Source organism: Paraburkholderia panacisoli, assembly GCF_008369935.1.
Taxonomy (GTDB): Bacteria; Pseudomonadota; Gammaproteobacteria; order Burkholderiales; family Burkholderiaceae; genus Paraburkholderia; species Paraburkholderia panacisoli.
In genome coordinates, this window is the sequence record NZ_VTUZ01000026.1 from 108,766 (window position 1) to 121,482 (window position 12,717).

The following is a 12,717-nucleotide window of genomic DNA, read 5'->3' on the forward strand; positions in this document are numbered from 1 at the left end:
GTGCGTCACCGGGCGAGGATCAGGCTGACATTGCTGCCGCCAAACGCGAACGAATTGCTCATCACGTATTGCGTGCCCCCGCCGCGCGGCAGGAAGCGTTCGCTTTCCACCAGGTCGAGCGTGGGCAACGCGGGATCGGCTTCGCCGTCCCACAGATGACGCGGCAGCGGCACGTCGTCGCGCGCGAGCGTGAGCCACGCGAAGCCGAGTTCGGTCGCGCCCGCCGCGCCGAGTTGATGGCCGGTCAAGGGCTTGGTGCCGCTCGTCGCCACGCCGTTCGCGAACACCCGCGCCATCAGCTTCGCTTCCATCTCGTCGTTCTTCGGCGTGGCGGTCGCGTGCAGGTTCACATAGCCGAGCGCGGCCGGTGCGATGCCCGCGTCGGCGAGCGCTGCGCGCAACGCGAGTTCGCCGCCCGTGCCTTGTGGGTCCGGCGACGAAATGTGATGCGCGTCGCTCGATTCGCCGACGCCCGCGAGCCGCACCGCCGCTTCGTCGCGGCTCATCAGAAAGACGGCCGCGCCCTCGCCGACATTGATGCCGCAGCGGTTGACGCTCATCGGATTGGTGCGCACGGCGCTGGTCGATTCGAGCGACGCGAAGCCCTGCATCGTCAATTCGCAAAGCGAATCGACGCCGCCCACCACCACGGCATCGCACAGTTGCAATTGCAGCAGCCGGCGCGCCGACGCGAAGGCTTTCGCGCTCGACGTGCACGCGGTCGAGATCGTGAAGGCCGGCCCTTGCACGCCGAGCGCGGCGGCGGCGAACGGTGCGGCCGTGCCGATTTCCATCTGACGGTAGTTGAAGTTGTCGGGCAGTTCGCCCGCTTTCGCGTGATAGACGAACGCCGCTTCAGCCGCCTCGATGCCCGACGTGCTGGTGCCGAGCACCACGCCGATCCGCGCCGCGCCGTAGCGTTCGCGCGCGGCATCGATGGCAGGCGCGATCTGCGCGAGCGCGGCCAGCAGCAAGCGGTTGTTGCGGCAGTCGTAACGCGCGAGGTCGGCGCGCGGCGCCAGTTCCAGCGGCGCGAGCACGCTGCCGGCAAACGCGTCGCCGATGCCCGTGTGCACGTTCGCCATGCCGGGCGCACGCGTGGCGGCGAGCGCCGGCACGATCTCGTCGACGTTGCCGCCGAGCGCGTTGATCATGCCGAGCGCGTGCAAATAAACTGATGGCGCACTCATGCCGCCCTCCTCGATTCCAGTGGCATGCCGATCGGTGCAAGCAGCACCGCGACCGCGATGCCGAGTGCCAGCGTCGCGCCGAAGCTCTTCAGCGCAGGCATCGCACTCATGGCGAGCATGCCGAACGACAACAGCGTGGTGGCCGCCGACAGCAGCACGCCGGTCCACACCGCGCCGAGATCCGCGTCCGCGCGCAGACAGCCTTCGCGCAGGAACACCGCATAGTTTGCGCCCACGCCGAGCACCAGCATCAGCGCGAGCCAGTTGAACAGATTGAGCGGTACACGCGCATAGCCGAACACCGCGAGCGTGACGCCGATTGCGAGCAGCACCGGCAAAGTGGTGGCGATGCCGCCGCGCAGGCGGTCCCTTGAGCTGACTTCCTTCGACGCGTAGCGCAGGGTCAGTAGAACGAGCACCAGTGCGAGTGCGCCGCCGAGCCACCAGCCGCTGTCCACCCGATAGGCGCCGAACAGCTTCGACACGCTGGCGGCCTTGTCGACGAACGCGACGCCCGGCAAGCGCTGCGCGAGTGCGAGCAACGCGGGCTCATTGCGTGGCGTCACGCCTTGCGGAATCACGACTGCCGCATACTCGTGCGTGGCGGCATCCACTTCGCCGAGCCACAGATGCCGGTACGGTTGCGACCATGACGCGGCCAGCCAGCGCGCGACGGTGAGCGGCGGCTGCGCCTGCGCGAACGCGGCGAGCCACGCATCGGCGACTTCATCCTTGAAGCCCGCTCGCAGCAATGTGGCACGCAACGCGGCGCGGTCGTCGAACACATGCTGCGCGAGCAGCGCGCGGTCTTCGCCCTGCTGCTTCGCGGACGGCACGAATTGCGTCACCGACTGATAACCGCCGACCTGGTTCGCCGTGCCGTCCAACGCGTCCAGCTTCGCGCCCAGCGCTTCGGTACGTTGCAGCACCGCTTCCGGCGTGTCGCCGCGCACCACGAAAAACTGCGCGCTGTTATCGACGCCCACCGCGTCGCGCACCTTGTCCTCCTGCGCGACGAGCGACGCATCACGCTGGATCAGCAGATGGATATCGTCGTCACTGGTCAGGCGCAGCCAGCCGGGAAGCGCGACGATCAGCAACAGCGCCGCGACATACCATGCGCGCCGCCCGCCGATCGCGCGCTGCCAGAGCGACAGCAAACGCGCCGCCCCCGCGAACACGCGTTGCGGGCTGCGCTTCGGCGCGCGCGTCAGCAACGCAGGCAACAGCCACAGCACGGACGCGAACGCCGTCGTAATGCCGACCATCGCGAAGCACGCGATCTGCTTGAGCGCGGGAAACGGCACCCACATCAGGATTGCGTAGCCGAGCAGGCTCGTCAGCAGCGCGACCGTCAGCGCGGGCCGCACGGTGCGCGCGCCGCGCCGCGCGTCCCAGTCGCGCTGCGCGCCGAGATACACGACGAAGTACTGGATCGAATAATCGACGGCCTCGCCGATCAGGCTCGCGCCGAACACCAGCGTCAACAGATGCAGCTTGCCGAACACCAGCAGCGTCACGGCGAGCGCGCAGACGATGCCGAGCGCCGTTGACACGAAGCCGAGCAGCAGCAGGCGCGGCGAGCGGAACACCCACAACATCAGCAGCGCGATCCCGCACAGCGACGCGACGCCGATCAGGTGCACTTCGCGTTCGGCGGCGCTGCGCGCCGATTCCGCGTAGAACACCGCGCCGGTGCGCGCCACCGACACATCGGGAAACGCCTGTCGCAACGCACTTTCGCTTTGGGCGAGCGCCGCGTGCACCGCGCGCTGCGTTTTCGTTTCGTAGGCCGAGCCCGGCAACGTCGCGACGAGCAGCACGCTGGTCGCGGCGCCGCGATGCGCGACCAGCAGGTTGTCTTCGACTTCGAGATTGGAGGTTGCGAGCGGCAGGCCACCGAGCCAGCGTTCGAGCCAGCCGAACGGATCGTCGGCGAGCGGGGTGCTCAGGCCGCCGTGCAACGGGCTGTAGATGCGCTGCGCGAGCGTGTCGCGCAAGGTCGTGCTGGATGTGCCCGCTGCGCCGCCGGCGAGCGCCGCGCGGTCAACCGGCGCGAGCAGGCCGAAGCGATACGGCAGGTATAACGCGGCGATCTGCGCGAGATCGAACGGCGGCAACTCCGCCGTCACCGAGCCGAACGCCCCGCTCTTTTGTAGCGACGCGCCTAGCTGCTTCGCCGCCGCTTTCGCATGCGTGTCGTCGTTGCTGGTGACGAGCAACACCGTGCGGTCGCCGAGCGCGCTCGCCAGCGTGTCGACCGCATTTTCGGCGACCGGGTCCGCTTCGGTGGCGGGCAAGAGCGCGAGCAGATCGGTCTGCAACGGCGACGGCCCCGCGAAGCGCCATGCGCAGTACAGCGACGCGGCCAGCGCGAGCAGCAGCCACGCGGCGCGCACGCCCCACGTCTGTTTCGCGGACCGCTGTGGCGGCGCCTTGCGGGTATCGCGCACGTCCCGCATGTTCATTACGGCGCTCCGAGCAGGCTGCGTTCAGCCGCAGTCGGTTCGGTCAGCGCCTCGCTCTTCGTGAAGTCGAGCTTGGTCACGTCGCCGTTCGCCAGCGTGATGCGCAAGCTTTGCAGGTAGTCGCCGCCGCCCATCTCCAGATTCTTGATCGACTGCGCGAGCTGCGGCTGATTCGGCGTCAGTTGCATGCGCCATTGCGCGGCGCTGCCTTCGGCCTGCACGTCGAACTGCGAGTACAGCGCCGACAGGTCGCCGCCGAGCATCGCGCGCATCATCTTCGAGACCTGCGCCACACCGCGTGTGCCTTGCGCGCTGTGGGCGCTCACGCGCCGGCCAGCGGCGTCGACCTGGGTGACGCCCGCGTCGGTGATCACATAAGTGGCTTTGTAGGGCGTATCGATCCGCCAGATCACGCCGCGCTCGCGAAAGAACAGCAACGCACCGCTGCTGACGAGCGGCTGTTTCATCGCAGCGAGTGTCTGCGTCTGCGTGAATTGCGCTCGAACGCCCTTGGCCTGAGCGAGATGGGCGGCGATCTGCGAGACGAGTGCCGGGTTGCCGGCGGTCGATGCGGGTGCCGTGGTCGCCGCAGCCGCGCCGTTTGCCGAGGCCGGCCATGCCGCCATGCCGATCGCACCGGTCACGCTCAATGTGCTCAACGCACTCAACAGCAGCGCGCGCAATGTCATCGTCCCCATACGCGCTCCAGCTTTTCGAATACGACCGGCGGCGACACGAACTGCAACTCCTGGGTGGCGGCATCGACCGCGACCTGGATCGTGTAGCCCTTCGTCAACCGCGTACCGGACGCGCAATCGATAATTTCATAGCCTATTTTCAGGCGGTTTTCGTGTTCGAGCAGTTGCGTGCGCACGTCGAGCCGCTGACCATACACGGCCGGGCGCACATACTTCAGATGCGCCTCGACGATCGGCCACAGATAACCCGACGCCTGCATCTCCCGATAGTCGTAATCGAATGCGCGCAGCAGCGCCGCGCGGCCGATCTCGAAGTACTTCAGATAGTGGCCGTGCCAGCACACGTTCATCGCGTCGACGTCGTGGAACGGCACTTCGACCGTCGCGCTCGCGCTCAGCACTTTCGGCGTCGCGCTCATGCGTTCGACCCTCCGCGATAGTCGTCGAGCAGATCGCACGCGGCAATGCGCGCGGTCAACGCGCGCAGTTCGCTTTCCAGCGCGCGGTCTTCATCGACGAACGGCGAGCCCGTGCTCACGTTGTCGATAAACCGTTGCAGCGGCGCCGGCACCGGCGTCGCGCTGTCGATCCGCAAACGCAGACGCGCGGCCTGCACCGTCGCGAGCGTATGCGCGGCGGCCACCTGCTCGGTCAACTCCAGCACGCGCAAACAGTCGCGCGCGGCGATCGTCCCCATGCTGACCTTGTCCTGGTTGTGCGATTCGGTCGAGCGCGAAAAGACGCTGGCGGGCATCGTGTTCTTCAGCGCTTCCGCAGTCCATGCCGACGACGAAATCTGCACGGCCTTGAAACCATGATTGATCGCGGCACGCGCGGGCGCGGCGCCCGACAGGTTGCGCGGCAAGCCGTTGTTGAAATTCACGTCGACCAGCAGCGCGAACTGCCGGTCCATCAGATCGGCGAGATTGGCGACCGCGACCTTCAGCGCATCCATCGCGAACGCGATATGGCCGCCGTAGAAGTTGCCGCCGTGCAGCACGCGCTCGTTGTCGGGATCGATCAGCGGGTTGTCGTTGGCGCTGTTCAACTCGTTCTCGACGTCGCGGCGCACCCACGTCAGCGCATCGCGCGCCACGCCGATCACGTGCGGCGCGCAGCGAATCGAATAGCGGTCCTGCAGACGATGTCCCGGCGTATCGTCGCGGCCGGCGAGATCGTCGCGAATCCAGCCGGCCGCTTCGGCCTGGCCGGCGTGCGGCTTCACCTCGAATAGCGTCGCGTCGAAGTGCGCGGCGCGGCCGTCGAGCGCCACGGTCGAGAGCGCGGTCAAACGCGCGGCGAGCCGCGTCAGATGATCCGCGCGGGCAAACGCGAGACAGGCGAGGCCCGTCATCACCGCCGTGCCGTTCATCAGCGCGAGGCCTTCTTTCGGCGCGAGCGTGAGCGGCGCGAGACCGAGTTCGGCCCACACGTCATGCACGTCGCGCAGCGCGCCTTCGAACTTCACGTCGCGCTCGCCGGCGAGCGCCGCCGCCACATACGACAACGGCGTCAGATCGCCGCTCGCGCCGACCGAGCCCTCGGCCGGAATGCGCGGCAACACGCGATGATTGATCAGATCGGCAAGGCGTTCGAGCAGCACCGGGCGCACGCCGGAAAAACCATAGGCCAGCGAGTTGAGCCGTGCGGCGATCACCGCGAGCGTTTGCGCGTCGTCGAGATGCTGGCCCATCCCGCAGCCGTGATAGCGCGTCAGTTGCAGCGGCAGCGCTTCGATCAGTTCCGTCGGCACGTCGACCACGCAGGCGTCGCCGTAACCGGTGTTGACGCCGTATACAGTCGCGCCCGCGGCCAGATGGCGGCGCAGAAAATCCGCGCCGCGCTGGATGCGCGCGCGCCATGCGGGGTCGGTGCTCAGCGCGACCGGCGCGCGGTGCTGCGCAATCGCGACGACCTCTTCGATCGTCAGTTTGCGCGCGCCGATCATAATCGCCGCCATGTTTGCGTTTGCGTCGGCGTGCGCATTCACGCTCGCGCCGGCATCGCGCGCGTCGCTCAGATCATGTTCGGCCATTCGCGCCTCGCTTGGAGCTGGCCCAGAAATCGAAGAAGTTGAACCATTGGTAAGGTGCCTTGCGGCAATAATGTTCGAGACGTGCCGCGTAACGCTGCGCCCACGTCGCGAGATGCTGCGCCCGTTCGCGGCGCGGCAACTCGATGCGCTCGGCGAACGGCTCGAAATACAGGTGGTAGCCGTCGCGCTCTTTCAGGCAGAAGAACAGATACACCGGGCAGCCCAGCGCATGCGCGAGCACATACGGCCCTTGCGCGAACGGCGCGCTCGCGCCGAGAAATTGCGCTTCGGTCGTGCGGCCCGCTTCACGCGCGGGCACGCGGTCGCCGACGATCACCAGCAACTCGCCGGCATCGACGCGCTGCTGCATCAGCACCGCTGTCTCCGGCCCGAAGTCGCCGACTTCGAGCAGATGCCGCGCGAACTCGCTATTGGCCGACGCCAGCACGCTGTTGAAGCGGCGCGCGTGCTCCGTGTAGACGACCGCGGTCACTTTTGCGTGAGCGCCGTGTGTGGCGAGCGCGCGCGTCATCTCCAGATTGCCGAGATGCGCGCCGATCACGAGCGCGCCCTTGCCGCTCGAAACCAATGCTTCGAACGCCGAACGATCGTCGAATTTAACGTCGGCCTCGTCGACGCGCCCGGACCAGGCGGCGAGTTTGTCGAAGCCCGACTGCGCAAACGCCAGCATATGGCGATACGCGGACAGCCAGCCAGGACGTGGGGTCTCGCCTTGCGGCGCGGCCGCGCCGAGATGCCTGAAGTAGTCGGCTGACGCCTCGCGCGCGGCGCGGCCCGTCAGCAGAAAATAGGCCACGACCGGATGCAGCCAGAGCGCGGTGAAGCGGCGGCCGAACAGCTTGCAACTGAGCGCGAGCAAAGCCATGCCGAGATGGCTGCCACGTTCGGCGACGCGCCACCAGTGCTGGCCATTCGGCTCCGGGGCTTCATTCGGTTCGCGCGGCTCATCGGCACGCGCGGCGCGACGCGGCATGACCTTATGCGCGAGCAGCATCGGCAGACGCAACAGCATGCCGCACACGAGCCGCGTATGACTGCGGCTGATGCGCACGTTGTCCCACAGCACGTCGAAATGCGATACGCCGTCGGCGGCATAAGTGACGCGCGTCGGAATCGAACGGAACGCCGCGCGCCGCCAATGCAGGCGCACGAGGATTTCGATGTCGAAGTCCATGCGCGTGGGCAGCCGCACGCTGTCGATCAACTCACAAACCAGCGCCAACGGATACAGACGGAACCCGCACATCGAATCGCGGATCGTCAGCGACAGCGTTTCGATCCACACCCACACGTGCGTCAGATAGCGGCCGTAGAGGCGCGCCTTCGGCACGCTCTCGTCGTAGACCGGCCGGCCGAGAATCACCGCGCCTGGTTCGGCGCGCGCCGCGTCGATGAAACGCGGCACGTCGGCCGCGTCGTGCTGGCCGTCGGCGTCGATCTGCAACGCGTGCGTGTAGCCGGCGTCGCGCGCTGCGCGCAGCCCCGCCATCACCGCCGCGCCTTTGCCGCCGTTGACCGGCAGACGCAGCAGCGTGAGCTGCCCCGCGTACTGCTGCGCGAGCGCGGCGAGCACCTGCTGGGTCGGCTCGTCGCTGCCGTCGTCGACCACGAAGATCGGCAAGCGATGCACCGCGAGACGGGCGACGGTCGCGCCGATCGCGTCCTTGTGGTTGTAGATCGGAATGACGATGCAGGCAGTGAAGCGGCTCATCACGCGGGCTCCCGATAGACGATCACCCCCGCTGCACATTCGCGGCCGTCCATCCGGTACGCGAACTGCACCCGGCGGCGCGCGGCGTCATGGGCCAGCGTGAGCTTGAGCACCGCGCCCGGCAAAACCGGCGCCATGAACTTCAGCCTGTCGATCGACGCGACCGCGCGCACGGCCGGCAAATGATCGGCGGCCAGACGGATCGCCCAGTCGAGCTGCACCACGCCCGGCAAAATCGGCAGACCGGGAAAGTGGCCGGCAAAATGCGCGAGCGTGCGCGGCACGCGCAGTTCGTAGTGCAGCGTGTCGCCGCTGCGCGTTTCGGCCAGCACGTCCATGCCTTCCGCGCGTGCGTCGAAGGCGGCCGCCACGGCGCTCACCGGCAGCTTGCCACGCGCGTCGAATGGCAAGGTCAGCCGGAAACGCCAATGACGCGGCAGTACGACCACGTCGAAATAGTTCGCGAGATGGCGGCGCAGGGTTCGCGCAAGCAGCACGCGGCCTTCGTCGCGCAACGCCGCGCCGCCCGCTTCGGTCAACGCGACCACCGCGCCGGCGCGTTCGCGCGACGCGCCTTCCAACGGCACGATCGCCGCTTGCGCCACATACGGGTGCAGCGCGAGACGCGCTTCCAGCTCGGCGAGCGACACGCGCTTGCCATCCAGCTTCAGCACGCGGTCGAGCCGGCCTTGCAAACGGAAACGTCCATGCGCGTCGCAAGTGATCCTGTCGTCGGTGCGGTGCCAGCCTGGGTGGCCCAGATGCGGTGAGCGCACGTTCAGCGCACCGTCCTCGTCGCGGCGCACTTCGACGCCGGTCACCGGCTCCCATGCATCGGTCCGGTCCTGCTGCCGCCACGCGATGCCGCCGGTTTCCGTGCTGCCGTAGATTTCCAGCGGCGCGGCGCCATACGCGACGGCGTAGTGCCGCGCGGCTTCGAGCGCGAGCGGGCCGCCCGACGAAAAGAACGCACGCGGCACCGGCGTCAACGAAGCGAAGCCGGGCAACGCGGGCCAACGTGACAATTGTGCGGGCGTCGAGACGACCACAGTCGCGCCGCATTGCGCGATCCGGCTTTGCAAATGCAGCGGATCGAAGCTGATCGCGCGATCGAACGCGCGACCGGCGGCTAGCGGCCATAACACGCGAAACAGCAAACCGTAGATGTGGTGATGCGGCACGCTCGCGAGCATCGTCGCGTCGCCGAGCAGCGCGCCCCACTGCTGTTCCAGCGTGTGCACTTCGGCGTCGAATTGCGCGAGCGTCTTGCGGATGGGTTTCGGGCGGCCGCTGCTGCCGGACGTGTAGAGCGTGAGCGGGGCTTGCGGATCGATCGGGTAGGCGCGGCGCGCGGCGTGCGCTGCGAGCGGGTCCGCGTTCGCCGCGCTCGTGTCCGGGGTGAAGGGCGGCAGGTCCGCATCGGTCAGCACGACGTCGTAAGCGCCGGCGAGATCGGCTAGATAGCCCGGCGTCGCGTTGGCCGGCAACACCGGCTCCTTGCCGCACGCGAATAGCGCGAACAGTGCGCACGCAAAATCGAACGGATCGTCGATGCACAGCGCGTAGCGCGGCTCGGTGCGTGTTTGCAGCAGCGCGATCAGCGCGGCGACGCGCGCACGGAACGCCGCACGATCCAGCACCGCGTTGCCATCCCGGCATACCGGCGCGGCGGCTTCATCCGCAGCCGACAACAGATCGTGCAACGCGATCATGCCGCCCCCGAACGCGCGGCGCGCGGCAGCACGACCAGATAACGCCAGATCACCTCGGCCACCAGCAGCACGCCGATCAGCCCGTAAGCAATCGCACCGTTATAGAGCGACCAGCTCGCGCGACTCCAGTACAACGCCGTGTATGCGGAAAACGCGCCATTCAGTACGAAGAACGCACACCACACCTGAGTCACGCGCCGCGTATGGCGCACCGCGCCGGGCGGCAGATCGGGATTGCCGAGGCGCGCGAATTTTTCGATCATCGACGGTCCGCGCACGAGCGTCGCACCGAACGCGATCAGCAAACCGAGATTGACGAGCGACGGATAGAGCCGCAACAGCAGCTCGCTATCGGTGACGACGATCGCCGCCGACGCGCAGCTCAGCATGCCGACCACTGCCCAGTCGATGGTGGTCAGACGCCGCAGCGACGCCGCGAGCGTGCCGCCGCCGGCCCAACGCTGCAACCACAGAATCGCGAACAGCATGCAGCCGACCACACGCGGCGCGTCCCAGCGCCACGCGCACAGGATCAGCGCGGGATAGGCGAGCTTGAGCAGCGCCTGCACGACGAGCTTGCCCCAGCGCCGCGCGGCGTCGGGCTCCGCCGCGACGACCGGACGCGCCGCCGCCGGCATGCGCGAGCGCGTGGCCGGCATCAGCCTTGGGTCGCCAGCAGGGATTCGACCGCGCCGATCACGTCACCCACGGTGCGCACCGATTTGAAGGCCTCGGGCTTGATGCGGCGGCCGGTCATCTCCTGCAGTTTGATCGCGAGGTCGACGGCGTCGATGCTGTCGAGATCGAGATCTTCGAACAGATGCGCGTCGGGCGTCACGCGTTCGGGCTCGATGGCGAAGTTCTCTTTGAAGATCGCGCGAATGCGTTCAAGAATCTCTGCGTCGGACACGGTTCATTCCCCCTTCTTTGAGGTTTCGTTCGTAGCAGCCGCCGCTTCGCGCTGACTCGCGACCAATGCGGCCAGCGTGTTGATCGAGCGGAAGTGTTCGCGCGTGCGTTCGTCGTTCGCCGCGATGGTCAGTTGGTATTGCTTGCGCAGCACGATGCCGATTTCGAGCGCGTCGATCGAGTCGAGACCGATGCCGTCCGTATCGAACAACGGGGCATCGTCGTCGATATCGGCGGGGGTCAGGTCTTCGAGGTCGAGCGCTTCGATCAGAAGCTGCTTAATTTCCAGTTTTAAAGAATCCATAAGCGAACAAATGCTGGGTAATGTGTGCTTCGACGGCGCTCGTCACGCTGCGCGCCGCGAGAGCCGGTATTGTTTGATGGGCCGCAAGCTGCTCGACGCCTAACGGCGCGAGCACGTTCACGCGCATCCGGAACGCGCGCGCCGGCACGTGATACCAGCGCATCTGCGTCATGAACGCGGGCGGGTCGCAATCCATCAGCACCGGCACGATCGGCGCGCCGGCCTTTAACGCCATGTGCGCGAAACCGCGCGAAAACGCATGCAGCCGATTGCGCGCGGGACTGCGCGTGCCCTCGGGAAAAATGATCACCGTGTAGCCCGCCGCCAGTTGCCTCGCGCCCGCCTCGATCAGCGCCGCGGGGTCCGCATTGCTGACGTATTGCGCGGCTCGCACGATCCCCCAGAAGCACGGGTTGCTCCAGTGCGCGTTTTTCACGACGCAACAGGCGCGCGGCGTGAGCGACAACAGCACCATCACGTCGAGGTAGGTCGGGTGATTCGCCACCACGACCGAGGGCCCGCCCGCGCGCAGCGCGTCCGAACCCGACACCTCGAGCTTCATTACACCGGCGCTGCGCAACAGTGCGACCAGCGCGCGGAAAAACCAGTGGATCACACCCGTCACGGCCCGCTGCCGCGACGCGCGATGCGGCCACAGCCACGCGAGCGGAAACACCAGCACGGAAAACAGCACGCCGCAGACGCCGAACACCACGAAGGCCATGCCGGTCGCGCAAAAACGCCAGAGGTAATCAAGCCGCGCGGTCATGCCAACTCCAATGCCAGAGGGCGCCGGCGCGCTGCCAGCACGCCGGCTGGCCGGTTTCCAGACAGTGCAGCAGCGCCTGGCTCTGGGTCGCGAAGCTGGTGGCCGGGCCGAGGCCGCTGGCGGCGGTGGTTTCGGTGGCCGCTGCGGTTTCGGTGGCCGCGCCGTTGTCACGGTTGCCGCCGGCCGCGTTTGCACCGCCGGATTGCGTGGGCGGCTCGCCTCCGGCGCGGCACAGAGAGCACGTTATATGCCCGGCCGCCGCCTCCCGGTCCAGCAGAATCGCGATCGCGCCGCCCTGCACTTCGTCCTCGATCGTGCCGTAGGCCGTGTCGGCCGGTTCGTCGGCGTACACCAGCAGGACCGGCGAGTCAGGCTGCGTCGCGAATTGCGCGTGGGCTTCCAGCAGCGCGTAGCCAAGCGTTTCCGCGCCGGCCGAGATCGCGCTAGCCGCCGAGCGGTCGCCGCGCGCGATCCCGAACACACCGGTCATCGCGTTCAGCACCGACAGGCTGAAGGCGGTCGGCGAAACCGGCTCGGCCGCGCTGATGCTGCGCAGGATGTCGGTGGTGCGGCGCAATTCCCCGTGGCGCGACGCGAACACGACCCGGACCGCGCCTTGCGCGACGCAGTCGTGCGCGACTTTCAGCGCGACTTTGGACAGCGTGCTCAGACGCCGCCGCACCATCGGCTCGATGAAGCCAATCTCGGGGGCGGCGGATGCGGTAGCCGGCCAGCTAGACCAGCGACCGACCGGAATGGTCCAGTGCAGATCGGGCATATCGGTGTTCGCGTGTAGATAGGGGAGGCTCGCGCGCCGGACGGAGCATACCGCCGTCGCAGCGTCCATGCGCCGCGCGGACCGGCATCTCCAGCCGGGGGCCATCCAGTCTTCTTATAGGG

Annotated in this window: 12 protein-coding genes; all 12 read right to left on the bottom strand. The window is 67.7% G+C overall.

Annotated features, from left to right (window positions below; all coding sequences use genetic code 11):
- Positions 1-5: 5 nt before the first annotated feature.
- Genes FVF58_RS31455 through FVF58_RS31510 form a run of 12 tightly spaced genes read right to left on the bottom strand, consistent with a single transcriptional unit; the run spans position 6 to position 12,595 of the window.
- On the bottom strand, positions 6-1,190 hold the full coding sequence (locus FVF58_RS31455) for a beta-ketoacyl-[acyl-carrier-protein] synthase family protein (protein ID WP_149673670.1): 1,185 nt from the start codon (positions 1,188-1,190) through the stop codon (positions 6-8).
- Positions 1,187-3,652 (bottom strand): MMPL family transporter, encoded by a 2,466-nt coding sequence (locus FVF58_RS31460; protein WP_149673696.1) that lies wholly within the window; start codon positions 3,650-3,652, stop codon positions 1,187-1,189. The genes FVF58_RS31455 and FVF58_RS31460 overlap by 4 nt, the downstream gene beginning before the upstream one ends.
- A gap of 5 nt (positions 3,653-3,657) precedes the next feature.
- On the bottom strand, positions 3,658-4,356 hold the full coding sequence (locus FVF58_RS31465) for an outer membrane lipoprotein carrier protein LolA (RefSeq protein WP_149673671.1): 699 nt from the start codon (positions 4,354-4,356) through the stop codon (positions 3,658-3,660).
- The gene (locus FVF58_RS31470; RefSeq protein ID WP_149673672.1) at positions 4,344-4,775 is read right to left on the bottom strand and encodes an acyl-CoA thioesterase; all 432 of its coding nucleotides are present in this window, start codon (positions 4,773-4,775) and stop codon (positions 4,344-4,346) included. The genes FVF58_RS31465 and FVF58_RS31470 overlap by 13 nt, the downstream gene beginning before the upstream one ends.
- Positions 4,772-6,391, bottom strand: coding sequence for an HAL/PAL/TAL family ammonia-lyase (locus FVF58_RS31475; protein ID WP_149673673.1), 1,620 nt, complete (start codon positions 6,389-6,391; stop codon positions 4,772-4,774). Before FVF58_RS31475 ends, FVF58_RS31470 begins: the two co-directional genes overlap by 4 nt.
- Entirely contained in the window at positions 6,378-8,123 is a 1,746-nt protein-coding gene (locus FVF58_RS31480) for a glycosyltransferase family 2 protein (RefSeq protein WP_149673674.1), read from the bottom strand. The genes FVF58_RS31475 and FVF58_RS31480 overlap by 14 nt, the downstream gene beginning before the upstream one ends.
- A complete protein-coding gene (locus FVF58_RS31485) occupies positions 8,123-9,835 on the bottom strand; it encodes an ApeI family dehydratase (protein WP_149673675.1) in 1,713 nt (570 codons plus the stop codon). The genes FVF58_RS31480 and FVF58_RS31485 overlap by 1 nt, the downstream gene beginning before the upstream one ends.
- A complete protein-coding gene (locus FVF58_RS31490) occupies positions 9,832-10,494 on the bottom strand; it encodes a COG4648 family protein (RefSeq protein WP_149673676.1) in 663 nt (220 codons plus the stop codon). Before FVF58_RS31490 ends, FVF58_RS31485 begins: the two co-directional genes overlap by 4 nt.
- Positions 10,494-10,745 (bottom strand): acyl carrier protein, encoded by a 252-nt coding sequence (locus tag FVF58_RS31495; RefSeq protein ID WP_149673677.1) that lies wholly within the window; start codon positions 10,743-10,745, stop codon positions 10,494-10,496. Before FVF58_RS31495 ends, FVF58_RS31490 begins: the two co-directional genes overlap by 1 nt.
- A gap of 3 nt (positions 10,746-10,748) precedes the next feature.
- Complete coding sequence (locus FVF58_RS31500; RefSeq protein ID WP_149673678.1) at positions 10,749-11,048, bottom strand: phosphopantetheine-binding protein; 300 nt, start codon at positions 11,046-11,048, stop codon at positions 10,749-10,751.
- Positions 11,023-11,817: a lysophospholipid acyltransferase family protein gene (locus tag FVF58_RS31505; protein ID WP_149673679.1), complete on the bottom strand. Its 795-nt coding sequence runs from the start codon at positions 11,815-11,817 to the stop codon at positions 11,023-11,025. Before FVF58_RS31505 ends, FVF58_RS31500 begins: the two co-directional genes overlap by 26 nt.
- Positions 11,801-12,595 carry a beta-ketoacyl synthase chain length factor gene (locus FVF58_RS31510; RefSeq protein WP_149673680.1) on the bottom strand — a complete coding sequence of 265 codons (795 nt, stop codon included), beginning with the start codon at positions 12,593-12,595 and terminating at the stop codon, positions 11,801-11,803. The genes FVF58_RS31505 and FVF58_RS31510 overlap by 17 nt, the downstream gene beginning before the upstream one ends.
- Positions 12,596-12,717: the final 122 nt, after the last annotated feature.

Coding starts and splice junctions, on each gene's coding strand:
- FVF58_RS31455 (WP_149673670.1), bottom strand. CDS start 1,190: ATGAGTGCGCCATCAGTTTATTTGCACGCGCTCGGCATGATCAACGCG.
- FVF58_RS31460 (WP_149673696.1), bottom strand. CDS start 3,652: ATGCGGGACGTGCGCGATACCCGCAAGGCGCCGCCACAGCGGTCCGCG.
- FVF58_RS31465 (WP_149673671.1), bottom strand. CDS start 4,356: ATGGGGACGATGACATTGCGCGCGCTGCTGTTGAGTGCGTTGAGCACA.
- FVF58_RS31470 (WP_149673672.1), bottom strand. CDS start 4,775: ATGAGCGCGACGCCGAAAGTGCTGAGCGCGAGCGCGACGGTCGAAGTG.
- FVF58_RS31475 (WP_149673673.1), bottom strand. CDS start 6,391: ATGGCCGAACATGATCTGAGCGACGCGCGCGATGCCGGCGCGAGCGTG.
- FVF58_RS31480 (WP_149673674.1), bottom strand. CDS start 8,123: ATGAGCCGCTTCACTGCCTGCATCGTCATTCCGATCTACAACCACAAG.
- FVF58_RS31485 (WP_149673675.1), bottom strand. CDS start 9,835: ATGATCGCGTTGCACGATCTGTTGTCGGCTGCGGATGAAGCCGCCGCG.
- FVF58_RS31490 (WP_149673676.1), bottom strand. CDS start 10,494: ATGCCGGCCACGCGCTCGCGCATGCCGGCGGCGGCGCGTCCGGTCGTC.
- FVF58_RS31500 (WP_149673678.1), bottom strand. CDS start 11,048: ATGGATTCTTTAAAACTGGAAATTAAGCAGCTTCTGATCGAAGCGCTC.
- FVF58_RS31505 (WP_149673679.1), bottom strand. CDS start 11,817: ATGACCGCGCGGCTTGATTACCTCTGGCGTTTTTGCGCGACCGGCATG.
- FVF58_RS31510 (WP_149673680.1), bottom strand. CDS start 12,595: ATGCCCGATCTGCACTGGACCATTCCGGTCGGTCGCTGGTCTAGCTGG.